The 21978-nt window shown below is 69.7% G+C and carries 23 protein-coding genes; 7 read left to right on the top strand and 16 right to left on the bottom strand.

Going from position 1 to position 21978, the window contains the following annotated elements:
• The first annotated feature begins 254 nt into the window (after positions 1-254).
• Positions 255-956 carry a phosphatase PAP2 family protein gene (locus tag ACN28I_RS25115; protein ID WP_420944471.1) on the top strand — a complete coding sequence of 234 codons (702 nt, stop codon included), beginning with the start codon at positions 255-257 and terminating at the stop codon, positions 954-956.
• Here the strand turns inward: ACN28I_RS25115 and ACN28I_RS25110 are convergent.
• The 6 genes from ACN28I_RS25110 to ACN28I_RS25085 form a co-directional block, all read right to left on the bottom strand.
• Positions 951-1304 (bottom strand): sensor histidine kinase, encoded by a 354-nt coding sequence (locus ACN28I_RS25110; RefSeq protein WP_420944470.1) that lies wholly within the window; start codon positions 1302-1304, stop codon positions 951-953. The genes ACN28I_RS25115 and ACN28I_RS25110 overlap by 6 nt on opposite strands.
• Positions 1189-2220 (bottom strand): GAF domain-containing protein, encoded by a 1032-nt coding sequence (locus tag ACN28I_RS25105; protein ID WP_420944469.1) that lies wholly within the window; start codon positions 2218-2220, stop codon positions 1189-1191. The genes ACN28I_RS25110 and ACN28I_RS25105 overlap by 116 nt, the downstream gene beginning before the upstream one ends.
• A gap of 130 nt (positions 2221-2350) precedes the next feature.
• Entirely contained in the window at positions 2351-2974 is a 624-nt protein-coding gene (locus ACN28I_RS25100) for a head protein (protein WP_420944468.1), read from the bottom strand.
• Positions 2975-3008: 34 nt separating this feature from the next.
• Positions 3009-3611: a hypothetical protein gene (locus ACN28I_RS25095; protein WP_420944467.1), complete on the bottom strand. Its 603-nt coding sequence runs from the start codon at positions 3609-3611 to the stop codon at positions 3009-3011.
• Positions 3612-3628: 17 nt separating this feature from the next.
• Positions 3629-4168 (bottom strand): head protein, encoded by a 540-nt coding sequence (locus ACN28I_RS25090; RefSeq protein WP_420944466.1) that lies wholly within the window; start codon positions 4166-4168, stop codon positions 3629-3631.
• A gap of 120 nt (positions 4169-4288) precedes the next feature.
• The gene (locus tag ACN28I_RS25085) at positions 4289-4879 is read right to left on the bottom strand and encodes a hypothetical protein (RefSeq protein WP_420944465.1); all 591 of its coding nucleotides are present in this window, start codon (positions 4877-4879) and stop codon (positions 4289-4291) included.
• A gap of 167 nt (positions 4880-5046) precedes the next feature.
• On the opposite strand from ACN28I_RS25085, the gene ACN28I_RS25080 reads away from it, so the two are divergent.
• From ACN28I_RS25080 to ACN28I_RS25070, 3 genes are all read left to right on the top strand, one after another.
• Positions 5047-5667 (top strand): acyltransferase, encoded by a 621-nt coding sequence (locus ACN28I_RS25080; protein ID WP_420948710.1) that lies wholly within the window; start codon positions 5047-5049, stop codon positions 5665-5667.
• Positions 5668-5811: 144 nt separating this feature from the next.
• Entirely contained in the window at positions 5812-6990 is a 1179-nt protein-coding gene (locus ACN28I_RS25075; RefSeq protein ID WP_420944464.1) for a two-component system sensor histidine kinase NtrB, read from the top strand.
• A 50-nt stretch (positions 6991-7040) separates the two neighbouring features.
• Positions 7041-9125, top strand: a complete 2085-nt coding sequence (locus tag ACN28I_RS25070) for a neutral/alkaline ceramidase (protein WP_420944463.1) — start codon at positions 7041-7043, stop codon at positions 9123-9125.
• 22 nt (positions 9126-9147) lie between these two features.
• Here the strand turns inward: ACN28I_RS25070 and ACN28I_RS25065 are convergent, their stop codons facing one another.
• Together ACN28I_RS25065 and ACN28I_RS25060 are read right to left on the bottom strand one after the other, a co-directional pair.
• Positions 9148-10002, bottom strand: coding sequence for a hypothetical protein (locus tag ACN28I_RS25065; protein WP_420944462.1), 855 nt, complete (start codon positions 10000-10002; stop codon positions 9148-9150).
• Between the two features lie 70 nt (positions 10003-10072).
• The gene (locus ACN28I_RS25060) at positions 10073-11488 is read right to left on the bottom strand and encodes a serine/threonine-protein kinase (RefSeq protein ID WP_420944461.1); all 1416 of its coding nucleotides are present in this window, start codon (positions 11486-11488) and stop codon (positions 10073-10075) included.
• 252 nt (positions 11489-11740) lie between these two features.
• On the opposite strand from ACN28I_RS25060, the gene ACN28I_RS25055 reads away from it, so the two are divergent.
• Positions 11741-12262 carry a gluconokinase gene (locus ACN28I_RS25055; RefSeq protein WP_420944460.1) on the top strand — a complete coding sequence of 174 codons (522 nt, stop codon included), beginning with the start codon at positions 11741-11743 and terminating at the stop codon, positions 12260-12262.
• A 3-nt stretch (positions 12263-12265) separates the two neighbouring features.
• Here the strand turns inward: ACN28I_RS25055 and ACN28I_RS25050 are convergent, their stop codons facing one another.
• The 4 genes from ACN28I_RS25050 to ACN28I_RS25035 form a co-directional block, all read right to left on the bottom strand.
• Entirely contained in the window at positions 12266-13294 is a 1029-nt protein-coding gene (locus tag ACN28I_RS25050; protein WP_420944459.1) for a phosphotransferase, read from the bottom strand.
• A gap of 80 nt (positions 13295-13374) precedes the next feature.
• Positions 13375-14001 carry a hypothetical protein gene (locus ACN28I_RS25045; RefSeq protein ID WP_420944458.1) on the bottom strand — a complete coding sequence of 209 codons (627 nt, stop codon included), beginning with the start codon at positions 13999-14001 and terminating at the stop codon, positions 13375-13377.
• 9 nt (positions 14002-14010) lie between these two features.
• Positions 14011-15450: an aldehyde dehydrogenase family protein gene (locus ACN28I_RS25040; RefSeq protein WP_420944457.1), complete on the bottom strand. Its 1440-nt coding sequence runs from the start codon at positions 15448-15450 to the stop codon at positions 14011-14013.
• A 43-nt stretch (positions 15451-15493) separates the two neighbouring features.
• Positions 15494-16168: a TetR/AcrR family transcriptional regulator gene (locus ACN28I_RS25035; protein ID WP_420944456.1), complete on the bottom strand. Its 675-nt coding sequence runs from the start codon at positions 16166-16168 to the stop codon at positions 15494-15496.
• 106 nt (positions 16169-16274) lie between these two features.
• Between ACN28I_RS25035 and ACN28I_RS25030 the strand changes: the two genes are divergently transcribed.
• Together ACN28I_RS25030 and ACN28I_RS25025 are read left to right on the top strand one after the other, a co-directional pair.
• Complete coding sequence (locus tag ACN28I_RS25030; RefSeq protein ID WP_420944455.1) at positions 16275-16889, top strand: phospholipase D-like domain-containing protein; 615 nt, start codon at positions 16275-16277, stop codon at positions 16887-16889.
• A gap of 69 nt (positions 16890-16958) precedes the next feature.
• Positions 16959-18305 carry a sensor histidine kinase gene (locus ACN28I_RS25025; RefSeq protein WP_420944454.1) on the top strand — a complete coding sequence of 449 codons (1347 nt, stop codon included), beginning with the start codon at positions 16959-16961 and terminating at the stop codon, positions 18303-18305.
• A gap of 210 nt (positions 18306-18515) precedes the next feature.
• Here ACN28I_RS25025 and ACN28I_RS25020 read toward each other — a convergent pair whose 3' ends face one another.
• From ACN28I_RS25020 to ACN28I_RS25005, 4 genes are all read right to left on the bottom strand, one after another.
• On the bottom strand, positions 18516-19193 hold the full coding sequence (locus tag ACN28I_RS25020) for a helix-turn-helix transcriptional regulator (protein WP_420948709.1): 678 nt from the start codon (positions 19191-19193) through the stop codon (positions 18516-18518).
• Positions 19194-19273: 80 nt separating this feature from the next.
• Positions 19274-20182 carry a fatty acid desaturase family protein gene (locus ACN28I_RS25015; protein ID WP_420944453.1) on the bottom strand — a complete coding sequence of 303 codons (909 nt, stop codon included), beginning with the start codon at positions 20180-20182 and terminating at the stop codon, positions 19274-19276.
• A 101-nt stretch (positions 20183-20283) separates the two neighbouring features.
• Positions 20284-20745, bottom strand: coding sequence for a helix-turn-helix domain-containing protein (locus ACN28I_RS25010; RefSeq protein ID WP_420944452.1), 462 nt, complete (start codon positions 20743-20745; stop codon positions 20284-20286).
• A gap of 337 nt (positions 20746-21082) precedes the next feature.
• Positions 21083-21838, bottom strand: a complete 756-nt coding sequence (locus ACN28I_RS25005) for a hypothetical protein (protein ID WP_420944451.1) — start codon at positions 21836-21838, stop codon at positions 21083-21085.
• Between the last annotated feature and the right edge of the window lie 140 nt (positions 21839-21978).

Genomic DNA, 21978 nt, shown 5'->3' with positions numbered 1-21978 from the left:
GTGCCCGGCTCGATCACAACATGGTGCGGACAATCTGGTGATCGCGCCCTCCAATCCCAAGTGCACCCGGCGCCGTCTGCCGTCGAGCGCACGAATCACGGGGGCATAGTGTCGGGGAGCACACGCATGGACGGTGCGAGGCAGGAGGGGGGAGTGGCGAAGGCTCCGTGAAGGTAGGAGCGCACCGGGTGTATGGCCATAGTGGGACCATGCGACTCACCCTGCGAAGCTCGTGGGAACGCTTCCACGCAAGGATGGGAACCGACGGTATCGGGCTGCTGGCCACGCTGTTGACGCTGGTGGCGATGGGGCTGGGGTTCATCGCGCTATCGGACGAGGTGCGAGAGCAGGAGACGCAACACTTCGACGAGCGGGTGCTGCTGTCGCTGAGGCGCGCGGACAACCCGGCGGAGCCGCGGGGCCCGCCGTGGCTGGCCGAGGCGGCGCGGGACGTGACGGCGCTGGGCGGCGTGTCGGTGCTGGCGCTGGTGGTGGGCGCGGTGGGGGGCTTCCTGGCGCTGGTGCGGCGCTGGAGGACGCTGGCGCTGGTGGTGGGCTCGACGGTGGGCGGGGCGCTGGTGAACACGCTCCTCAAGAGCCTGTTCGCCCGGCCGAGGCCCACGGTGGTGCCGCACCTCACGCACGTGCTGACGGAGAGCTTTCCCAGCGGGCACGCGATGCTGTCGGCGATCGTCTACCTGACGCTGGGGGCGTTGCTGGCGCAGTTGGTGGAGCGGCGGTGGCTGCGGGCGTACCTGGTGGGGGTGGCGCTGATGTTCACGCTGCTCATCGGCCTGACGCGGGTGTACCTCGGGGTGCACTACCCGACGGACGTGCTGGGCGGGTGGATGGCGGGGCTGGCGTGGGCATTGCTGGTGGCGGTGGTGGCCCGGGCCGTCAAGCGGCGCAGCCCCGGGCTGCGCGAGGAGTCCCGGGGCGAGACCGAGCCTTCATGAGCCGGAGAACAGGGGCCCGTGGAGGCGCACGGGCAGCCGGAGGCAGAAGGCCACGCCCTTGGGGTGGTTGTCCTCCACCCAGAGCCAGCCGCCGTGGGCCTGGATGGCGCGGCGGCAGAAGGCGAGCGCGAGCCGGTTGCTGCCCTCGGCCCGTCCGGAGCCGGGGGTGTGCTCGTCGGGCAGGTGGGCGTCGAAGAGGTGGGCGCGCGCGGCGGGGGAGATGGCCGGGCCCTCATCGCGCACCCGCAGCTCGAGCAGGCCGGGCTCGGGGTTGGAGGCCTCGAGCGTCACCCGGCTGCTGCCCAGCGCGGTGTACTGGAAGGAGTTGTCCAGCAGGTTGACGAGCACGCGGCGCAGCAGCTCCCGGTCGGCGGTGAGGAGCGGCTCCACCAGCTTGACGGTCTGGGTGAAGCGGCGTGGGGAAGCTCACCAGGCGCTGCTGGAAGTCGCGCGCCACCTCGGAGAGCAGCAGGTGGGCGTCGAACCGCGTGGCGTGGAGGGGGAGGGCCGTTTCGTCGCCGCTGGCGTCCAGCAGGTTGGAGACGGTGCGGTGCAGGACGTCGGCCGCGTCGCGGATGTCGCGCGTGGCGCGCAGCACCTCGTCGGGCAGGTGCGGGCGGTAGAGCGTGAAGGCGGAATTGGTGAGGATGCTGGAGAGGGGCGCCTTGAAGTCGCGCATCACCTTGTGGAGGAGCTCGTCCTTCTGGCGCTGGACGCTGGCGAGGGTGTCGCGCTGCGAGCGCAGCTCCGCCTCGCGCCGCTCCAGCTCGCGCACCCGCAGCCGCAGCAGGAGCTGGGCCTCCACCTGGTGCCCGAGCACGGACAGCGCATGCTCCTGCTCCGGGGTGAGCCGGCGCGGCTGGTGGTCGATGACGCACAGGGTGCCCATGTTGAGGCCGTTCGCGCCCTTGATGGGGATGCCGGCGTAGAAGCGCACGTGCGGTCCATCGGTGACGAGCGGGTTGTCATGGAAGCGCTCGTCGTTGTGGGAGTCCTCCACCACGAAGAGCTGCTCGCCGAGGATGGCGTGGGCGCAGAAGGCCAGGTCGCGGGGCGTCTCGGGGGTGTCCAGCCCGACGCGGGACTTGAACCACTGCCGGTAGTGGTCCACCAGGGACACCAGGGCGATGGGAGTTCCGCAGAGCTGCGAGGCCAGGCGCGTCAGCTCGTCGAAGCCGGACTCCGGCAGCGTATCGAGGATCTCGAGGGTATCCAGCGCGGCGAGGCGCGCTTCCTCCTGGGGATGCGGGGGGGCAGCCTTCATGGGTTCGTTCTCCGGACAGGAGACTCGCGCCAACCATGCCCGACCACATGGACGCTTCACAGGACTTCTTGAGACGGGGCCCGCCTGTCCGCCCGGGGCCCTTCCGGCGGTGGTGGGGGATGAAGCGGGATCAGGAGCGCGGCTCGGGTTCCTCCGTCTCCTTCTTCTCGTCCAGCGTCTTGCGCCACTCTTGGAAGCGCTCGAAGAGGGAGAAGGGGTGGAAGGCGAGGTGATCGATGTTGCGGTGGTAGGCCGCGAGATAGGGCTCGCCCCCGAGTTGGATGACGGCCTGTGAGGGCCGCTCGGGCAGACTGTAGAACCAGGCCCGGGCCTGCTCCCGCGTGTCGAAGGTGGTAACCGGCGGCGGAGGACGGCCGTCACGCATCATCTCCTCAAGGTAGTACTCGACAGCATGAGTGGAGGGCATTCTCCGGAGATTGCGATCACGCCAGTAGTAGACGGTGTGATACTCATCCGCGATCAGCACAAATGCTGAATGAGGCGGTCTGGGATGGTTGTTCAGCCAGGCCTCCGCCTCCTGGTGCGTTGCGAAAGCGGCGATGACCTGGGCGGGGCCTTCGGTCCCGAGATCCTCGCGGTAGTCCTCGAACTCATACTGCTGGCCGGTCGTATTGATGAACCTGAGGGCTTCGGCCGCTGCGAGAAGCAACTCCTTCTCCTCTGGGGACTGGGTCTTTTCGTGAATCAAACCAAGGAGGTTGATTGCTTCGAAGATGAGTTTTCCGATTTCCATAGGGCACCGTGACAGGAAGTTCGAGCAGGGCTTCTCATGTAGCCAGAAGCACCGCTGGTGCGAGGACCACGAGCCCTGCACCGGCTGAAACCGTGACGAAAGCAACCCCTGCGATGATGACAGTGCTTCCCACCAGGATTGCCTGATGGTTGCGCTTCAACCAATCAACCGCTTCGTCAACGGCGAAAAACTCCTGGGGCCGGAGACGTTCCAGCTCCTGGCAATCGCGGTAGGGTTGCATGCATTGCGTGGTGCACCACTCCCGCTTTCCACCCTTTCCCCTTCCCCCGGACGTCGTGTGTCCGAATCCCCGAGGAAGAGGGCGGCTCATGCACATCTCGATGCACTGGTCGTTCTCCGCATCACAGTCCCGCAGGTAGGTCTTCGCGACGCGCACGATGCGTCCGTAGGTCGATTCACGGGCGCTCGTGGGGAACCGGTACCACGAAAGGTCGAACTCCTCGGCATGCCGCCAGTGGCCGGTGAGCTGGCCGCCGGGCGACTCCTCGAGAACGAGCACGTAGCGGGTGAGCTCCACGGCGGCGGGAGCGGCGCCGTAGCGGGTGGCGCTACACGAGGCGAGCAGCACGCAGAGGAGTGGGACGACGAGTCTTGCTGGGGCCATCAAGGTCTTCAAGGTAGGGCCGAGGCCACTCAGGATTGCGGCTCGGGTTCCTCCGTCTCCTTCTTCCTGTCCAGCGTCTTGCGCCACTCCTCGAACTGCTCGAAGAGCGAGAAGGGGTGGAAGGCGAGGTGATCGATATTGCGGTGGTACGCCGCGAGATAGGGCTCGCCCCCGAGTTGGAGGACGGCCTGTGAAGGCCGCTCGGGCAGACTGTAGAACCAGGCCCGGGCCTGCTCCCGGGTATCGAAGCTGGCGACCGGCGGCGGAGGATGGCCGTCCTTCATCATCTCCTCGAAGTGGTACTCGATGGAGTAGGTGGAGACCAGCTTGCGGAAGTTGTCATCACGGTCATACATGACGATGTGGTACTGGTCCGCGATCAGCACGAGGGCCATGTAGGGCGGTCGGGGATGATTCTTCAGCCACGCCCCCGCCTCTTCGCGTGTTGCGAAGGAGGCGACGACCATCTCGGGCCCCTCGGTTCTGAACTCCTGGCGGTAGTCGTCGAACTCGTACTGCTGGCCCGTCATGTTGATGAATCCGAGCGCGTCGGCCGCGGTGAGGAGCAATTCCTTCTCCTCCGCAGACTCGGTCTTCTCATGAATCAAACCAAGGAGGTTGATGGCTTCGAGGACGGGGCTTTTGGGTCTCATGTCATGCCTTGGTGATGTGGAGCCGAGCAGGGCTCGTCAGGATGCCAGGAGCACCGCGGGTGCGAGGACCACGAGCCCCGCTCCGGCGGAAACCGTGACGAAGGCCACTCCGGCGATGACGACAATGCTGCCTACCAACAGGCCCTGGTGATGGCGCTTCAACCAGTCGACGGCTTCATCCACGGCCGAGAACTCCTGGAGCTGACGGCGTTCCAACTCCCGGCAATCTTCGTAGGCTTGTCGGCATTGCCCGCGGCACCATTCCTTCTTTCCACCCTCTCCTCTTCCCCCGGACTTGATGTGTCCGAACCCCCGAGGCAGAGGGCGGCTCATGCACATGTCAATGCACTGGTCGTTCTCCGCATCACAGTCACGCGGGTAGGTCTTCGCGACGCGCACGATGCGCCCGTACGTCGAGCCACGGGCGCTGGTGGGGAACCGGTACCACGAAAGATCGAACTCCTCGGCATGCCGCCAGTGGCCGGTGAGCTGGCCGCCGGGCGACTCCTCGAGGACGAGCACATAACGGGTGAGCTCCTCGGCGGCGGGAGCAGCGCCGTGGCGGGTGGCGCTACACGAGGCGAGCAGCACGCAGAGGATCTGGACGAGGAGTCTTGCTGGCGTCATTCAGGTCTTCAGGTAGAGGGCATGCGGCTAGCACGGCGTGTCACCCTCCTCAACACCTGTTCCCCCCCACTCAGCGCCGTGCCCACCGCGTGCGGCCGTGGTAGTCAAAAGCCGTGGACGATCTCAACGCCCGCCGCCGTGAGCAGCACAAGCAGCGCCTCTCGTGGATGCCGTGGCTCTACTTCACCCTCAAGCCGCGCCACCGCGTCTGGGCCGAGGCCTGGCAGAAGGAGGTGCAGGACAGGCTGCGCGAGCTCGAGACGGTGGAGATCGCCGAGGGCTGCTTCATCTCCCCGGACGCCCACCTGTTCGCCGAGCCGGGCCGGACCATCCGCATCATCGGCCCCGGCGTGAGCATCGCCGCCAACTCCTTCGTGCACGGGCCCGTGGTGCTCGAGGCCGGTGTGAGTCTCAACGCGCGCGTCAGCCTCGACGGCGGGGCCGGCGGCATCCACATCGGCGAGGGCAGCCGCATCGCCACCGGCGCCACCCTCTATGCCTTCGACCATGGCCTCGCCCCGGACCGCCCCGTGCGCGAGCAGCCCGTCACCTCCCGCGGCATCGTGCTCGGCAAGGACGTGTGGGTGGGCGCCAACGCCGGCATCACCGATGGCGTGCGCCTCGGCGATCACTCCGTCGTCGGCATGGGCGCCGTCGTCACCCGGGACGTGCCTCCCTGGGCCATCGTCGCCGGCGTCCCCGCCCGCGTCATCGGCGACCGCCGCGAGCGCCGCCGCTCCGGCACTCCCAGCGCCTCCTGGTCACCACCGGACGATTCTGACCAGTAACCATCGGACGCTTCCCGGTATTTCTGTCAACTCCTGAGAAACCGGGAGCTGGGGAGCGGCCGCGAATTGACGTGCTTTCATTCGTGGGCCTTATGCTGGCCTCCATCTCCGAATGAGCAGCTCCCCGGGGGAAAGGAGCGCGGTATGGCGTACCAGCAGCTATCGCAGGCCCTGGCCTTCGAGGAGGAGAGCCCGTCGCCTGGTGCGCTGTCCCGTATGGGCATGCTCGCGCTCGCGGAGAGCCTCCGCTCCGGCCTGTCGGCGGACGCGTTGCGCTACCACTTCCTCGCCGAGCAGCTCAGCGAGGTCGTCTTCCACCTCGACGGTCAGGGCAACCTCACCTTCCTGGGTCCCACCTGGACGGCCCTCACCGGGCTGGCCGTGGAGGACGTGCTCGGCCAGCCGCTGGCGGAGATGGTGCACCCGGAGGAGCGGCCGCGCGTGCAGGCCCTGCTGGATGCCATCGCCGCGCGCGTGCAGGCCTCCTTCCGGCTCGAGCTCAAACTGCTGGCGGCCGGTGGCCCCCGGTGGGTGGAGCTGGCCGCGCACAGCTCGCCCACGGGTCAGGGCGAGGTGCTGGGCACGCTCACGGACGTCACCGAGCGCCGGCAGCTCCAGGCGCGGCTGCAGCAGTCGGACAAGCTGGCCACCCTGGGCATGCTCGTGCCGGGCTTCACGCACGAGATGAACAACCCGTTGGCCTTCATGCTCGCCAACCTCGACTACCTGCTCTCCAGCATGGGAGACATCGCCGGGTCCGCTCCGGCGCCCCAGGTGGCCGAGTGGCGCGAGGCCGTGGGCGAGGTGCGCGAGGGCGCCGAGCGGCTGCGCCAGCTCATCGGCCACCTGCGCAGCTTCCGCTCCGAGTCCAGCCAGGGGCCGGTGGATCTGAACTCGCTGCTCGACTCGGTGGGGCAGATGGTGTCCAGCACGCTGCGCTCGCGCGGACGGCTGGTGCGCGACTACGGGGCCCGGGCCATCGTCGCCGGCAGCGAGGGCGGGCTGCGTCAGGCCCTGCTCAACCTCGTGCTCCACGCCGTGCTGTCGCTGCGGGATGGGGGGGACACCGAGGAGAACGAGGTCCGCCTGGTCACCCGCGAGGCGGGCGGTGGCTCCGTGGTGGTCGAGGTGCATGACACCGGGGCCGGCCTCCCTCCCGAGCAGCTCTCGCAAATCTTCGAGCCGGGCTTCACCCCGCACGAGGCCCGGCCGGCGCTCTCGGTGAGCCGGGAGCTCATCCGGGGGCTCGGCGGCACCATCACCGTGACGTCCACCCTGGGGCGAGGCACCGTCTTCCGGGTGACGCTGCCGATGGCCTCGTGAGTTCCTAACCTCCCGGAAGGGCCGGGGCCCGGCTCTTCCTGGAGGTGGGTGTGTCGTCTCCGGTCATCCGTCTGGGTGCGCTCGCACTGGTGTTGGTGCTCGCCGCTTGCGGCCAGCGCGGTTCGCGCGAGGTCCGCACGGAGGGAGGCCTCCCCGTGGGGCAGGGCGGGCAGGGGCTCGGTGGCACCTGTGCCGGGCAGCAGTCGTTCCTCATCGGCAGTGGCATCCACGACATCACCGGTCCCGCCGCCGAGGTGGGGATGATGGGGTACGTGGAGCTCGCGCAGCAGACGGCCGGCATCCACCAGCGCCTGCGCTCGCGCGCCTTCGTCATCGCCTCGCCGTGCAATGGCAAGCGCGTGGTGTTCGTCAGCGCGGACCTGGGCATGGTCTTCCAGGGGGTGAAGCAGCAGGTGGTGCGCCGGCTGAAGGCCACCTTCGGGCCGCTCTACTCGGACGAGAACGTGCTGCTGAGCGCCACCCACACGCACAGCGGGCCGGGCGGCTACTCGCACTACGCGCTCTACAACCTGAGCACGTTCGGCTTCGAGCCGAAGAATTTCGAGGCCATCGTCCAGGGCATCTACCAGTCCATCGTCCGCGCGCACGAGCACCTGGCTCCGGGCCGCATCACCCTGGCGGCGGGGGACCTGCTCGAGGCGAGCCGCAACCGCTCGCTCGAGGCCTACCGGCTCAATCCGCCCGAGGAGCGCGCGCGCTACGCGTACGACACGGACAAGCGGATGACGCTGCTGCGCTTCACGAAGGACTCGGGCGCGGAGGTGGGGCTCATCAACTGGTTCGCGGTGCACACCACGTCCATGGGCCAGGCGCACCAGTACATCAGCGGCGACAACAAGGGATACGCCTCCTACCTCTTCGAGAAGTCGAGGGGCACGCGCTACGACGCCACCGGGGACACCTTCGTGGCGGCCTTCGCGCAGAGCAACGAGGGGGATGTGACGCCCAACATCTTCGGCGGCGAGGACGGCGGAGGCCGGGACGACTTCGAGAGCACGGCCATCTCCGGCCGCAAGCAGTACGAGCGCGCCGCCTCCCTGTACGCGAGCGCCACCACGCCCCTCTCCGGTGGCGTGGACTACCGGCACGTCTTCGTGAAGATGGATGACGTGGAGGTTCAGCCCGTCTTCACGGGAGGCACCCCGGCGCACACCTGCCCGGCGGCCTTCGGCATCTCCATGCTGTCGGGCGCGGAGGACGGGCCGGGCGTGGGCGGGGGCGAGGGCGCGACGTGCGCCGCCATCCACGACGTGTGGAGCGCCTTCACCTGCACCACCACCACCACGCGCTGCCAGGCGGAGAAGCCCATCGCGCTGGAGATGGGCTCGATGCAGCCCTTCCCGTGGAGCCCCGAGGTGCTGCCCCTGCAGCTCGTCACGCTGGGCAACGTGGCGCTGGTGGCGGTGCCCTTCGAGCTGACGACCATGGCGGGGCGCCGCCTGCGCGAGACGGTGCGGGCCCGGCTGGAGTCCGCGGGGGTGACGGAGGTGATCATCGCGGGCCTCGCCAACGCCTACTCCGGCTATGTGGCCACCCGCGAGGAGTACGCCCGGCAGGACTACGAGGGCGCCTCCACCCACTTCGGGCCCTGGACGCTCGCGGCCCTCCAGCAGGAGTTCGATGCGCTGGCGCGGGCCCTGCGCGAGGGCTCATCCGTGCCGCCGGGGCCCACGCCGCGCGACCTGAGCCACCAGCAGAGCCGGCTGCGGCCCGGCGTCCTCTTCGACGACAAGCCGCTGTGGACGGGCTTCGGAGGCGTCTTCTCCGACGCGCGCGAGACCTACGCACGGGGAGAGGCGGTGCGCGTCACCTTCTGGGGCGGGCACCCCAAGAATGATCCGCGCCTCCAGGGCACCTTCCTGCGCGTGCAGCGCCGCGAGGGCCTCTTCTGGAAGGACGTGGCGTACGACTGGGACTGGGAGACGAAGTACACGTGGCGGCGCAGCTACTGTCTGCCCACCCTGGCCTGCTCGCACGTCGTCATCGAGTGGGCCATTCCCCCGGACGCGGCGCCGGGCTCCTACCGCATCGTCCACGAGGGCGACTGGAAGTCCGGCTGGGATGGCCGGGTTCGCTCCTACCAGGGCACCTCGCGCACCTTCACGGTGAAGTGAGCGGTGCTCGAGTGCGCGGTGCTCAGTTGTTGCAGACGCGGTCCGCGTTGCAGCTCCGGTTGCACTTGCGGCACACCTCGCCGCCCTTGCCGCACTTGTCCTTCGTATTGCCCGGCTCGCAGACGTTGCCCGAGCAGCAGCCCGCGCACGAGTTGGTCGTGCACCGGCACGTCCCGTCCACGCACTCCTGACCCTGGGCGCAGGGGCCGCTGCTCCCGCACTTGCACTGTCCGCCCACGCAGCGGTCCACGGTCAGGTCGCTGCAGGCGGGATTGGAGCCGCACACACAGACGCCTCGGCCATCACAGGTGTCCGTCCGCCGCGGATCACACGTCACGCAGGCATTTCCGCCCGTGCCGCAGGTGTCCCGGCTGGCGTCCGTGCAGACGCCGTCCTTGCAGCAACCCGCGCACCCCAGACAGAAGGTGTCCGGGTTGGTGGGCTCCAGCCGCAGGGTGACCGCGACCTCGTACCCGTCGCGGATCTGCGCGCTGCCCTCGCCCCGGGCCACCACGCCGCTGTCGCGCAGTCCCTCCATATACACCTTCGCCTGCGCGCCGTTGGCGGCGTCCTCCAGCAGCACGCGCAACGTCTCGCCGCTGGAGAGCAGCCGCGTCGGTTGCTCCGGCAGCACGTGGGGCCCGAAGGGCTGGCCTTCCACCGTCCCCCATACCCGCACCTGGGTGAGCAGCAGGGTGGGGTCGAATTCCGTGGTGATGTAGAGCGCCGTCCCCGAGGCCGTGTCCGGAGTCCGGCACGCCCCCAGCAATACGGCGCACACGAGCACCAGCTTCCAACCCCCCCGGGTCGCCGTATCAGATCCGCGCATCATCGCGCACATGAGGGTATTCACTGCGCACAGGCCGCGTCGGCTCATGGCCACGCCGCCGTTCTGCTCCGGACGTTCCATCCCCCTGGATTGACGGGAATCGGACATCCGGAGTGTCTCAGAACGGCGCGAGGGCTTCTTTCACGGCCAAGGACTGTGGGGCGGCGGACGCACGGCGCACGGGGTGCAGCCGCATCAGCAGCTCGCGCAGCCGGGCGGAGGGGTTGATGAACTGGAGGCCCACGCCCGGAGACATGCGCCAGGCGCGCGCCTGGGCCGAGTCCACGTGCCGCACCACCTCGCCCACACACTCCACCTCCTCGCCGCCGATCAGCAGGGTGAACTCGAGGCGGGTGAAGATTTGAGGGAAGGGCTCGGCGCAGCACATGAAGAGGCCGCCGCGGCTGAGCTCGTTGCAGTGCACCACCACCGAGCCGCCGTCCTTGCCGCGGCGCACCCGGGCCGTCCAGGTGGGCGGCGGCGTGGGATCATTCGGATCCAACCGGACCGGGAGCGCGGGAATGGGCGTGCTGGAGGGCTCGTGCGCGGCCTGTGCGGCGGGGGCCACCTGAGGCCGGGGCGCGGGCTGCACGGAGGCGAGCAGGGCCTTCTTGAACTCGAGCGCGTTGGCGAAGCGCTCGGACGCGTTGCGGGCGAGGGCGCGCAGCAGGGCCTTCGAGAGCGCCTCCGGCACGGCGGGCGCCAGCTCGTGGGGCGCGCGCAGCGGAGGCGGCGCCACCGGGGAGAGCACCAGCTCCGCGAGCTGTCCGCGCGGATAGGGCAACTGGCCGGTGAGGAGCAGGTAGCCCGTCACGCCCAGCGAGTAGACGTCCGCGCGCCCATCCACGGGCTGGCCCGCCCACTGCTCCGGGGCCATGTACGCGGGGGTGCCGAACACCTGCCCCGCCATCGTCTGCTCCTGGTTGCCGGTGCCGTGCAGTGCCTTGGCCACGCCGAAGTCGAGCACCTTGAGCGTGGGGCGCTCGCCCGGGCGCTCCATCATCAGGAGGTTGTCCGGTTTGAGATCCCGGTGCACCACGCCGCTGCGGTGGACGGCCTCCAGCGCGTCACACGCCTGGGCGAGCAGCCACGCCACCAGCTCCGGCTCCGCGGGACGCTGCAGCCGCGACAGGGGCAGGCCGTCCAGGTACTCCATGACGAAGTAGTGCAGCCCGTCCTCGGACTCGTTGATATCGAAGATGCGGACGATGTTGGGGTGGCCGATGAGGTTGACCGTGCGCGCCTCGGCGTAGAAGCGCGCGCGCAGCCGGATGTCCTGCGCCAGGCCCGGGTGCAGCACCTTCACCGCCACCCGGGCGCCAATGGTGGTCTGCTCGGCGAGATACACCGTGCCCATGCCCCCGCTGCCCAGGAGCTGGGTGAGCCGGTAGTGCCCGAGCGTGCGGCCCCGCAGATCGAACAGGGCTGGAATCGTCCTCGGAACCGAATCCGACGACTCGGCTCCCGTCCAGGTGACCTGCTCGATACACGGGGCGCTGACGGGATGTTCTGACGAACAGTTCTCGCAGTGCATGGAGGCTACCCAACATCTGCAAGTGTCATGCTCCTTTTCTGAGAGGGAGGAGCGGGCCGGAGCGGTGTCGCAGGGAGTGGGCGACGGCGGGAAATCAGGGCATTGCAATGCCCACCAGCGCACGCCCCGTTGGCCGCTGGAACAGTTGCTCAATTCGTTCAGCCGGACGTGAGTAGGATTGATCAAAACTTCCACTTCTCCCGGGTTTCGATCGATCTTCTGCTCTCGCTGCCCAGATGCGGTGGATGTGCAATGGTGTTGTGGGAGGACGCACAGGTGGTCGTCATCGTGATGGGGGTGTCCGGCTCGGGGAAGACGACGGTGGGACAGCGGCTGGCCGCGGCGCTCGGGTGCCACTTCCGCGACGCGGACGATTTCCACTCCCCGGAGAACATCGCGAAGATGACCGCGCGCATCCCCCTCACGGACGAGGACCGGGAGCCCTGGCTGGCGGTGTTGCGCGAGCTGCTCGAGAACACGCTGGCGGCGGGGGAGGACCTGGTGCTGGCGTGCTCGGCGTTGAAGCGCACCTACCGGGAGCGGTTGACGGTGGACGCGGCACTGCAACGCTGGGTGTACCTGCAGGCGCCGCGCGAGCTCATCGCCGAGCGGCTGAAGGCGCGGCGGGGCCACTACATGCCGGCGGCGATGCTCGACAGCCAGCTCGCCGCGCTGGAGGTGCCCGAGGACGCGCTGCGGGTGGATGCCTCGGCGGACCCGGACACGATGGTGGCCCTCCTCCTGAAGGCCCTGCGGCCGGGAACGGCTCCCTGAGCGTCACTCCAGCGAGCGGAACGCGGGCCACACGAAGGGCGGCACGCTCCAGCGCTCGCGCAGGCGGGACTCCAGCGACGCCAACGTGCGGCCCAGGGCGGGGAAGCCCTCGGCGGGGACGAGCAGGGCCCGGCAGCGCGCGAGGTGGTGCAGCAGGGCGGCGCGCTGGGAGATGCCCGGAGCCCACTCGCGGTCCTCCTCCAGCACGCGCGGGTGCAGCCACTGGAAGAGATTCACCGTGCGCGCCAGCGCCACCGTGGCCCGGGCCCGGGTCCACGCCGAGTCCACCTGGGCCGCCTCGCACCGGGAGGAGAGGGTGATGCGGTAGCTGATGTCGGCGCGGGCCACGAGCTCGTCCGGGAAGGGCACGGTGACGAGCCACATCAGCGCGTCGTACAGCGCGTGCCGCATGCCCGCGTACTCGAAGTCGAGCAGGCGCGGGCCGGCGGGGGTGAAGAGGACGTTGCTGGGGGCGAGGTCCCCGTGGGTGAAGGCGAGGAAGGGCCCGGGGTCGGCGAGCGTGCGCGCCACGTCCTCGAGGTCCTCGTGCAGGCCGGGGGCCGCCTCGGCGTCCACCGCCGCGAGCCAGCGCAGCAGCCGTCCCTCGTGCTCCAGCAGGAAGCGCGCGTTCTCCACCCGCACCCGCTCGTGCCGGGGCGGCAGCGCCTGGCGGACGAGCTCGTACTCGGACTGGCGGCCCAGGGTGCTCGTGTGGAGCTGGCCGGTGAGCCGCACGGTGTCGATCAACCCTCCGGTGGCCGCGCGGGCATTCTCTCCGTTCAGCAGCTCCTCCAGCGAGCGCCCCCGTCCCAGGTCCTCCAGCACGAAGAAGCGCGCGTCCACGTCGGCCGCGAGCAGGCGGGGCCCGAGCTCCAGTCCCCGGCGGGTGAGGAAGTCCGCGCCCGCCAGCTCATCGAGCCCGCACACCGGCTCGTCCCGGGCGTGCTTGAGGATGACGGTGGGCACCGGGCCGCCCCGCACCTGGACGCGCACCACCACGCTGCGCGATTCCGTCTTGAGCAGCTCGGGCATGCTGAGGAGCACCGGACGGCCCCAGGCCGCGGACAGCGCCCGGGCCCCCTGGGCCAGCAGGGACGTGAGGTCCGGCGCGCTCAGGACCGCCGCTCCACCGTCGCCCCCAGCCGCTCGAGCAGCTCGCGGTACCAGGTGAAGGCCTGCTCGGTGCGTCCCGGCAGGGCCTTCGTCCCCCACAGCACGGTGAGGGTGCGGCGCGTCCCGGCGTGCGTCTTGGTGCGCTGCGCGTCCTTCACTGCGTTGGCGCAGGGGCCCTCCGCGTCGAAGAGGCACAGCAGGCCCCCCAGGTCGATGCTCTGCCCGGAGGCGTTGAAGACATACGAGGCCCCCGCGGGCGCGAGGCCGATGCGCAGGGGCTCCTTCGCCCGCTCCGGGTCCACCACGCTGATGGGCAGCCCGCTGTGCAGCGACACCGCGTTGCACACGTCCACCGCGGCGTTGATGGAGCCGAGCGTCCCATCCCCCGCCGCCCGCACCAGGTACTCCGAGGCCGGCTTGCTCCGGCCCGTGGGCTTGTAGCCGCCGTGGCGCAGCAAGTCGCGCACCGCGCCGCGCACGGCGTCATCGGCGCTCAGGGGCGCCGGGGCATCCAGCTTCAACAGCGCCACCAGCCACTCGGGCGAGGGCTGCGCGGACAGGGGCGAGGGGAAGGTGGCCTCGAAGGCCACCGTATCCAACAGGGGATGGGCGTCGACGGTGAGCACGCGGTCCTTCTACTCGAACAGGCGGCTGGCCATGCGCTGCATCTTCTTCGCCTTGTCCGTGTACGGGGGGAAGAAGGTTTGCAGGAAGGCAATGGGCCCCTGGCGCAACACCGCCCGTTCGTGGCTGAAGGTGCGGAAGCCGTACTCGCCGTGGTAGTTGCCCACGCCACTCTCGCCGATGCCGCCGAAGGGCAGGTCCGCGTTCGTCAGGTGCACGACGGACGTGTTCACGCACGTGCCTCCCGCGGACGTCTCCGAGATGAGACGGTCCACCGCCTTCTTGCTCTGGCTGAAGATGTACATGGCCAGGGGCTTGGTGCCCGCGCGGATGTGCCGCACCGCCTCGTCCAGTTGCTCGTAGCGCAGCACCGGCAGCACCGGGCCGAAGATCTCCTCCTCCATGATGGGGGCCTCCGGCTTCACGTCCGCCAGCACCGTGGGGGAGATGTAGCGGCTGGTCGCGTCCACCACGCCGCCCGTCACCACGCGCACCCCGCTGGCCACCGAGCGCTCCAGCAGCCCGTTCACCCGGGCGAACTGCGCGTCATCCACCATGCGGCAGAAGTCCGGCGTGGCCTTCCGCGCCTCCTCCGTCTTCCCGTAGAAGCGCTCCAGTGTCTCGCGCACCTTGTCCAGGAACTCCTGCTCCTTGGAGGCGTGCACCAGCACGTAGTCCGGCGCCACGCACGTCTGGCCTCCATTGAGGAACTTGCCGAAGGCGATGCGCTCGGCCGCGGCCTTCACGTCCGCGTGCTCGTCCACCACCGCGGGCGACTTGCCGCCCAGCTCCAGCGTCACCCCGGCCAGGTGCTTCGCCGCCGCCTCCATCACCTTGCGTCCCACCTTCGGGCCACCGGTGAAGAAGAAGTGATCGAAGGGCAGCTCCAGCAGCGCCTGGCTCTCCTGCGCCCCGCCCTCCACCACCGTCACCTCCGACGGGTCGAACACGTCGCGGACGAGCTGCGCGATGAAGGCCGTGGTGTGCGGCGTCTTCTCGCTCGGCTTGAGGAGGGCGCAGTTGCCCGCCGCCACCGCCGCCACCAGCGGGGAGAGGGTGAGCTGGAAGGGGTAGTTCCACGGCGCGATGATGAGCACCAGGCCCTTGGGCTCGTAGCGCACCTCGCTGCGCGTGCCGGCGAGCAGCATGGGCGTGCCCACCTTGCGCGGCTTCATCCACTTGGACAGGTGCTTGATGGCGTGGTCCAGCTCCATCAACACCAGCAGCATCTCGCTCGTCTCCACCTCGGCCGCCGGCTTGCGGAAGTCCGCGTGGATGGCCTGATAGAGCGCCTCGCGCCGCTCGATGATGGTGCGCTTGAGCTTCCTCAGCTTCTCGATGCGCTCCTTCGCGCTCGTCCTCGCCACGTCCCAGCGCCGGGCCCGCAGGCGCTCGAAGGTCTCCTGGAAGGGATTCTTCCGGCCCTGCTCTTCCATGCTCACCACGCGCATCGCGTTCTCCTTGAAACGGTTCTCGATTGGAAAAACAGGGAGCTCAGCGGGCCTCCAGCCCGCGCAGCGAGGTGGTGAGCGCGTCCGTCAGCTCGCGCGTGAAGTCCACCCGCAGGGGCTCCAGGTGCGGGGCCGCCGCGTGCGCCTCGCGCGCCACCGGCGCCAGGTCCGCCATCTGCCGCAGGCCCACCACCAAGGCGTGCACGTGCAGGAAGAAGCGCACGCCCTCGCCCGCCTTCAGGAACGTCAGCCGCTTCTCCACCAGCGTCCCCGCCCGCACCAGCGCCTCCAGCAGCCGCTCCTTGAAGCCCCGCACCTGCTCCACCGTGACGTTCTGCTCCAACACCGTCTGCAGCCTCGCCAGCAGCCGGGTGAGCGGCTCCTCCCCCTCCAGCGTCTCCGCCACCGTGCGCGCCACCTTCGCCCCCGTCCACCGCCCCTCCCCGCGCCCCAGCGCCTCCTCCAGCCGCGCGAACCACGCGAAGAGCTGCTCCTCCAGCAGCGCCAGGAAGAGCGCCTCCTTCGTCGGGAAGTAGAGGAACACCGTCCCCTTGGCCAGCTTCACCCGCTCGGCCACGTCCGCCATCTTCACCTCGTCGTACGAGGTGGCCCGGTACAGCTCCAGCGCCGCGTCCAGCAGCTGCCGCCGCCGCGCCTCCTTGTCCTCTTCCTTCCTCGCCCGCTGCGGCATCACCCGCTTCGCCGTATTGCTGACCATGAGTCATCAACTAAGAGGACGAGGGGCGGGTGTCAAGTGACCTTCGGTCATCTGTTCAGGGGCAGAGAAAATCGCGGTGGCCCGGCTGATGTGCGAGCATGTGGGCATGCGTCCCATCCAAGCGGAGTTGCTCGACGGCGGCGCGCTGTACCGGGAAGTGGTGCTGAGCAAGCTGGCGCACGCGCGCGAGTCGGTGTGGATCGCCACGGCGAACGTGAAGGCCATGTACGTGGAGCAGGCGGGGCGCTACGTGCCGCTCTTGCAGGTGCTGGACGGGCTGGCGGCGCGCGGGGTGGCGCTGCGGCTGTTGCACGCGGAGCTTCCCAGCCGGCCCTTCCGGGCGGAGTTCGACAAGCGCTCGAGGCTGGTGAAGGGCGGGTTGGAGCTGAAAGTATGCCCGCGGGTGCACTTCAAGACGGTGCTGGTGGATGGGGCGTGGGCCTACCTGGGCAGCGCCAACCTCACCGGGGCCGGGCTGGGCGCCAAGGGCGCGGACGTGCGCAACTTCGAGATGGGTTTCGTCACCGAGGACTTCGACGTCATCGACCGGGTGACGGCGCTCTACGAGTCGGTGTGGAGCGGGGCCGAGTGCCGCGGTTGCCGGCTGCGCGCGGTGTGTCCGGATCCCATCCTCCCCGCGGGCGTGAGCGCGGCGAAGAAGGAGTCACCCGGCGGCATCCGCCTGGGCAAGGCGCGGCGTCTGGTGCGCTCGCGCGGCTAGCCGCGGTGCACTTCCGGAGGCACGCACCCCGTACATTCCGGCTGCTCGGAATGTTACAATTGATCTTCAATGACGGCTGACTCCTCCGGGTTGCGGGCCCTGCTTCGAGTGAAGAGGAAGAACTACTTCTTCTGCGCGGCGCTCTTCCTGGGGTCGGCCCTCTTCCACTTCCTGATCACGGGCGGCTTCGGCCCGGCGCTCCCGCTGTATTTCGGCTGGAGCGCGTGCTTCGTGGTGCTCGGCGCGGGCGTGGGCGCGGCGTGGATTCCCCCGGGAGTGGCCAATGGGCTGTCCGTGGTCATCAGCCTCGGCGGGACGATGGGCATCATCCACCTGACCGGAGGGCCCGCGAGCCCGTACTTCCCGCTGCTCAGCTCCGTGCCGTTGATCATCGCCCTGTTCACCCCCATGTCCCGGGGGCCCACGCTGATGGCCAGCGGGGCGACGCTGGTGGCGGTGCTGGTGCTGGACGTGCTGTCCGGCATGCCGGTGCGCACGATGCTGATGCAGGTGGCGAGCCTGGGCTCGCTCGGGGTGCTGGCCATGTTCGGCGCCCAGACGTACCGGCGCATGAGCGACGCGGAGAAGGCGGCGCAGCAGGAGCGGCTGGTGGCGCAGCAGGAGCGGCTGGCGGTGCTGGAGCAACTCGCCGAGAGCGAACGCCGGCGGTTGCAGGCCGAGCGCGAGCGCGCGGAGGTGGAACGGCTGGTGCTGGTGGGGCAACTGGCGGCCGGGGTGGCGCACGAGGTGAACAACCCGCTGGCCTTCGTGAAGTCCAACCTGAGCTTCCTGGAGCGGGAGCTGCGGCAGGAGGGCGGGCCGGTGGACGTCCTGGAGCTGCGGGACGTGGTCGCCGAGACGCAGGATGGAGTGCTGCGCATCCAGCAGATCGTCATGGATCTGCGGCGCTTCTCGCGAGAGATCGACGAGGGCGACGAGGGGCGGGCGGAGGACGCCATCCAGGAGGCGAAGCGGCTGGCGTCGGTGCGCCTGCGTGGACTGGGAGACGTGTCGCTGGAGATTGGCGCGGGGCTGCCGCTGGTGAAGCTGGGACAGCGGCACCTGGTGCAGGTGCTGTTGAACCTGCTGGTGAACGCGGCGGACGCGGTGGAGGACGCGGAGCCCGCGCGCCGGGCCGCCATCGCCGTGAGGGCGCGGCAGGTGGAGGGCGGCGTGCGGTTGGAGGTGGAGGACAACGGCCCGGGGATTCCCCAGGAGGTGCTGGCGCGGCTCTTCGAGCCCTTCTTCACCACCAAGCCGCCGGGGAAGGGGACGGGGCTGGGGCTCGCCCTGTGCCGCGAGTACGTCTCGCGGGTGGACGGCTCGCTCCATGCGGAGAACCGCCCCGAGGGTGGCGCCCGCTTCGTGCTGTGGTTGCCGGTGGCGGTGCGGGAGCCCGCATCGGCCGCGGCGTGAGGTGCCCTCCGCCCGGTCCTGTGCTGACACCGCGGCCATTTCCCCTCGCCCTCCGGGAGAGGGACGGGGTGAGGGTTCCACGAATCCCGGGTTGAACCCCCTGTGCACACTGGGGGCCATGGGTTGAAGAACGGGCCCGGGCACCCTCACCCCGTCCCTCTCCCGAGGGGAGAGGGGATGGGGGACAGGGAAGAGAGGGGACCGCCGGGCTCAGGGCGTCTTGCGGTGCCGGGCCCGCCAGCCACTGGGGGACTCGCCCGTCATCTTGCGGAACAGGCTGCTGAAGTGCTGGAGCGAGGCGCACCCCACCTCCACGGCCACCGAGGTGAGCTTGGCATCGCTCTCCAGCAGCAGTGACTGCGCGGTGCGCACCTGCACCGTGTTGAGCTCGGCCTGGAAGGAGGTGCCGGACTCGCGCAGGCGGCGCTGGAGCGTGCGCTCGGACATGCCCAGCTCCCGCGCCACGTCCGTGAGGTTGGCGTCCACCAGCCGCGTCCGCAGCACCCGGTGCAGCTCGCCGAGCAGCGGGGACTGTCCCATGAGCCGCACCACCAGCTCGTTCAGCTCGTTCATCAGGGCGCGGGCCTCGGCCTCGGGACGGCCCAGCCAGGCCAGCGCCTCCTGCGCATCCGCGAAGGCACGGGTGGGGTAGCCGGAGCTGACGAGGCTGTAGAAGCCGCCCACCACCGCGCCCGCCATGCCCTCGGGCCGCACCAGCGCCTGGCGCTTCACCGTCTGGGAGAAGCCGGAGATGCGCGGCATCATGTACTTCAGCAGCACGGACAGGCCGTTGGCGTCCGGCGCCTCCAGGCGGCTGGCGTCCACCAGGGACAGGTGAGGGGCCGCGGGCGCGAGCTCCACGTCCAGCACCTGGGTGAGCCGGTGGATTTGCGGCTCGCCGGGCTTGCCCCACACGGAGAAGCCGCACAGCTCGGGCGTGGCGTACCAGTGGACGAAGCTCTCCCCCGTCAGGTAGCGGCCGATGGGGTCTCGGAGGTAGTCGTCGAGTCCTTCTGCGGGGCGCACGGCGCGGGAGCATAGCGCCTGAGCAACCGGACTACCCAGAAAGGGTGGAGGGGGGCCAGCGGTGTTTGCAGTGTTGGACGAAGCATCCCCTCGGAGGCCAGCCGGGCCGTCAGCGCGGGCAGCTCCTGCCAGGGAACCTGGGGGCGCAGGTGGTGGGCCTGATGATGGCCGGCGTTGAAACACAGCAGGTTGTACAGCCGGGAAGTGGACGTCACGGCCAGGGAGTCCTTCCGGGTGGCGTCCGTCTCGTGGTGCGCGGCGAGGTTGAGCAGGTAGATGGAGAGCTGCCCCACCAGCACCATCCCGAAGTAGGAGAGGGCCAGCCAGGGCCGCCACAGGGCGAGCGCCACCAGCGCGCCCTGCAGCAGGATGAAGTCGAGCACCAGCTCGGCCCGCTGGCCCTTCTTCCGCGAGGCCGCCTCCCACACCTTGCCCAGCAGCCCGTAGGGCCAGAACCAGGGCGTGAGGGTGGAGCGCACCAGGTACGTCAGCCCCGCCTCGCCCACGCGGCGCCGGCCCCAGTCGCCCTCTCCATCATTGTACCGGTGATGGTTGAAGTGATGGAGGTGGTAGCCGCGGTAGGCGAAGCCACACGCCAGACCCAGCGTGCGCGACACCAGCCAGCTCAGCGCCCGGGAGCGCGCGAGGGGCACGTGCATGTGATCGTGGAGGACGGCGTAGTTCCAGAACAGCACGAGGACGCCGGCCCCCAGCAGGGTGACGCGGCCCGTCATGGGCAGCGAGTCCCAGCTCAACAGCAGCGTGGGGAGCCAGACCCACCAGAGAGCATGGACCGCGAGGTGGGGCACATCGAGCGCGGGGAGGGCGGAGGGACGGTGGGGCATGCCCATGGGATGTACGCATGAGAGGTGGGCGCCGCTTCATTGCAGGCGCCAATCGGTTGCATCAGCACGAAACCCGGGCAGTTCCCGACACTGCCTCCGCCGTGGGCTCACTCGTCGCGGCGGAGCGTGGAGGCCATCATCGAGAGCGCACGGATCTGGATGGGGTTCAGCTTACGCACGTTGCGCATCAGCCGCCGCATGATCCGCTCCTCCTCCGGCTCGACGGGGGGCGGTGGTACTGGCTCCAAGACCGGGGACTGGGACTGGGGCGAGCTGAGCGCGAGCATGGCATCCGCGGACATGTGCAGGGCCACGCAGATGCGGCGCAGGGTGGGGACGCTCGGCATGAGTATCCCGCGCTCCAGCCGGCCGTAGACCTCGGTGGCCACCCCGATGCGCTCGGCCACGTCCGCCTGCGTCAAACCGGCCTTCTGCCGGGCTTCCCGGGCCGCGTCTCCCAGGGACTTGGCCAGCTTCAGCCGCGCCTCGCGCTTGCCCTTGGGAGGACGCCGGGGGGGCGGCGGGGTCGTCTGCTCGGGGTCAACTGGAAAAGTAGTCTTCGACGCCATGGTACGGCTCCGTCCTGACTCCAGGGTTATACGACTTTGGAGGTCATGTGTCAGCGGCTGACGGGTGAGGTGGGGCTCCGGGTCGGCACGCGCACGAAATGAAAGAGGCTCCCGGCGCGTGTTGGTGGCACGTGCCGGGAGCCTCGCGAGGCATCAGGGAGAAGCGGACCTCTCCCGTCAGATGCCCGGACCTGGGTGCGGGCAGGGGGTCGGTGCCACCACGCACCCCTCCCCTGCACGAGCCCCCCAGAGGAACTGTCGGGGAGGCCCGCTGTCTTCACATTCCCTATCAGATTGAGTCGGGACTACCCACCTGTCAAGTCACATGCGCCCCGCGTCAGGGGTGCAGGGCTTGCGGCGGGCGAGGCGCGCTGTAGCCGGGCATGTAGCACTTGCCCTCGTACTCGTAGGCGTCATCACAGGGGGGGCGGGATGCGATTTCAACCCAGCACCCGCCGCGGATGACGACTTCGTGCCGCGACTTGCACGGCGGGCGGTTCTGCCCCCGGAAAGGCCCCTGGGGCATGGGATGGGCGATGGCATCCGCTCCGCTCGTGAAGATCGCCGTGTCGGGCTCCGGGCTGTCCACGGCCAGCACCGGCGGCGCGGCGGCGGGCTCGACGGGTCCGGCCGTGGCGTGCGTCCACGGAGCCACCCCGAGCCCCAGCAGCGTGACGAGCGCCACGGCTCCACCCAGGGCGCGATGCCTCCGGGGTGGAGGCTTCTGGGGGCCGGAAGTCAGGTGGGCTTGCACCTCCGGCCGCGTGTCGATGCGCATGAGGGCCGCGGCCCACCGCTCGAGCATCCACGTGAGCTGCCGGGGTTGTCCGTTCGCGGGCGCGTGCTCCACCTCCAACGCGAGGTAGGGCGGGGTGACGTTGGCGGTGGCGCGCAACTGCCAGTCCTCTTCCGCGCGCAGATCTCCTTTCGGCCCGGGCATGAGCACCAGGGCCGGGTTGCCCGTCTCGTTGTTGCGCGCCTCGTACAGGCGGCCCAGCCCGCCGCCGAGGGCCCGGTAGCGTTTGAGCACGTGGTACGGCCCCGAGGGTGCATCGCCTCGGGGAATGTCTTCCTTTTCCTTTTCCTTCTCCATGGTGTGTCCTCCTGGAAGGGACTCCTAACACACGGGGCTGACCAATCGGGTTGGGTCGAAGCGGTGGGAGGCCTCACGGTTCATGGGAGGGGCACGCGGCTCCTCGCGTGGCGCGGAACCGACCTCTGACGTTGAGCTGG

It is taken from the genome of Archangium gephyra, assembly GCF_049060025.1.
Taxonomy (GTDB): Bacteria; Myxococcota; Myxococcia; order Myxococcales; family Myxococcaceae; genus Archangium; species Archangium gephyra_A.
This window is presented reverse-complemented; position numbering and strand designations above follow the sequence as displayed.

What these genes read in the sequence shown, in the direction of transcription:
- ACN28I_RS25060 (WP_420944461.1), bottom strand. Translation starts at nt 11,488, where the DNA reads ATGCACTGCGAGAACTGTTCGTCAGAACATCCCGTCAGCGCCCCGTGT.
- ACN28I_RS25075 (WP_420944464.1), top strand. Translation starts at nt 5,812, where the DNA reads ATGGCGTACCAGCAGCTATCGCAGGCCCTGGCCTTCGAGGAGGAGAGC.
- ACN28I_RS25105 (WP_420944469.1), bottom strand. Translation starts at nt 2,220, where the DNA reads ATGAAGGCTGCCCCCCCGCATCCCCAGGAGGAAGCGCGCCTCGCCGCG.
- ACN28I_RS25065 (WP_420944462.1), bottom strand. Translation starts at nt 10,002, where the DNA reads ATGAGCCGACGCGGCCTGTGCGCAGTGAATACCCTCATGTGCGCGATG.
- ACN28I_RS25005 (WP_420944451.1), bottom strand. Translation starts at nt 21,838, where the DNA reads ATGGAGAAGGAAAAGGAAAAGGAAGACATTCCCCGAGGCGATGCACCC.
- ACN28I_RS25015 (WP_420944453.1), bottom strand. Translation starts at nt 20,182, where the DNA reads ATGGGCATGCCCCACCGTCCCTCCGCCCTCCCCGCGCTCGATGTGCCC.
- ACN28I_RS25100 (WP_420944468.1), bottom strand. Translation starts at nt 2,974, where the DNA reads ATGGAAATCGGAAAACTCATCTTCGAAGCAATCAACCTCCTTGGTTTG.
- ACN28I_RS25085 (WP_420944465.1), bottom strand. Translation starts at nt 4,879, where the DNA reads ATGACGCCAGCAAGACTCCTCGTCCAGATCCTCTGCGTGCTGCTCGCC.
- ACN28I_RS25010 (WP_420944452.1), bottom strand. Translation starts at nt 20,745, where the DNA reads ATGGCGTCGAAGACTACTTTTCCAGTTGACCCCGAGCAGACGACCCCG.
- ACN28I_RS25115 (WP_420944471.1), top strand. Translation starts at nt 255, where the DNA reads ATGGGAACCGACGGTATCGGGCTGCTGGCCACGCTGTTGACGCTGGTG.
- ACN28I_RS25055 (WP_420944460.1), top strand. Translation starts at nt 11,741, where the DNA reads ATGGTGTTGTGGGAGGACGCACAGGTGGTCGTCATCGTGATGGGGGTG.
- ACN28I_RS25050 (WP_420944459.1), bottom strand. Translation starts at nt 13,294, where the DNA reads ATGCCCGAGCTGCTCAAGACGGAATCGCGCAGCGTGGTGGTGCGCGTC.
- ACN28I_RS25040 (WP_420944457.1), bottom strand. Translation starts at nt 15,450, where the DNA reads ATGCGCGTGGTGAGCATGGAAGAGCAGGGCCGGAAGAATCCCTTCCAG.
- ACN28I_RS25035 (WP_420944456.1), bottom strand. Translation starts at nt 16,168, where the DNA reads ATGGTCAGCAATACGGCGAAGCGGGTGATGCCGCAGCGGGCGAGGAAG.
- ACN28I_RS25025 (WP_420944454.1), top strand. Translation starts at nt 16,959, where the DNA reads ATGACGGCTGACTCCTCCGGGTTGCGGGCCCTGCTTCGAGTGAAGAGG.
- ACN28I_RS25030 (WP_420944455.1), top strand. Translation starts at nt 16,275, where the DNA reads ATGCGTCCCATCCAAGCGGAGTTGCTCGACGGCGGCGCGCTGTACCGG.
- ACN28I_RS25080 (WP_420948710.1), top strand. Translation starts at nt 5,047, where the DNA reads ATGCCGTGGCTCTACTTCACCCTCAAGCCGCGCCACCGCGTCTGGGCC.